Source organism: Lyngbya aestuarii BL J (assembly GCF_000478195.2).
In the GTDB taxonomy this organism is placed as follows: Bacteria; Cyanobacteriota; Cyanobacteriia; order Cyanobacteriales; family Microcoleaceae; genus Capilliphycus; species Capilliphycus aestuarii.
In genome coordinates, this window is record NZ_AUZM01000244.1 from 1 (window position 1) to 1,074 (window position 1,074).

The following is a 1,074-nucleotide window of genomic DNA, read 5'->3' on the forward strand; positions in this document are numbered from 1 at the left end:
AGCAAGTATCTTAAAAGTTCTTGAAGATAAACCGATTAGTGAAATTGATGATCAAACTTTGATTATGGCGGATATTTCTCGGAAAGCAATTCGTCAAGTTCAAGACTTTGTAAGAACTTTGCTTGAAGATAATATTCCACAACAAAAAATTGATCCTAGCCGCATTGATGGGGTGATTCATACCTTAACGACAGGTCGTATTACCCATGATTGTCCGATTATGGCAGAAGAAGCAGCAGAATTGGGATTACCTGTAACACCGGGATTGCCAAAATCAATTTATGATTTGATGGATTTGTATCCTCAGCCGCGAGGAAATCGTCCGACTGTACAATATATTCCGATGCCCTATAATCAACCTGGGGCGATACCTGAACGAACCAAAAAATCAGATCGACGCTAATTTTTCTTTGAACAATACTCAACCTAAATTGTTATATAAAGACAGAAATTATGTTAGACTCTAAACCTTCTTTAACTTATCCGACCACTCGCCAAGGGGATCACGTTGATGATTATCATGGGGAAAAGGTTGCTGATCCCTATCGTTGGCTCGAAGATCCCAACTCAGAAGAAACAAAGGCCTGGATTCAAGCCCAAAATGAGATAACATTTGCTTATCTTCAACAAATTCCTGCCCGAGAAAAGCTGAAACAACGCCTGACTAAACTTTGGGATTTTGCTAAATATAGCACACCTTATAAACAGGGAAATCGCTATTTTTATTATAAAAATGACGGTTTGCAAAATCAAAGTGTATTGTATGTTTTAGATGATTTAGAAGATCAGCCCGAGGTTTTACTAGACCCCAATACGTTATCTGAAGATGGTACCGTTGCCTTATCTGGGGTTTCTATTAGTGAAGATGGAAATTTGATGGCTTATGGGATTTCGACATCGGGTTCAGACTGGCAAGAGTGGAAAGTTCGAGATGTTAATACCAAACAAGATCTCGACGATCATTTAAAGTGGGTTAAATTTTCGGGAGCGTCTTGGACACACGACCACAAAGGCTTTTTCTACAGTCGTTACAACGAACCTAATGAAAACACTAAACTTGAAGATAGCAACTAC

The 1,074-nt window shown here is 38.8% G+C and carries 1 protein-coding gene and 1 pseudogene; both read left to right on the forward strand.

The window, feature by feature from the left end:
• A partial coding sequence (locus M595_RS27835) for an SDH family Clp fold serine proteinase (RefSeq protein WP_023069894.1) occupies positions 1–403 on the forward strand: 403 nt, incomplete at its 5' end.
• Between the two features lie 50 nt (positions 404–453).
• Positions 454–1,074 (forward strand): annotated as a pseudogene (locus M595_RS27840) (prolyl oligopeptidase family serine peptidase); the annotation flags it as partial.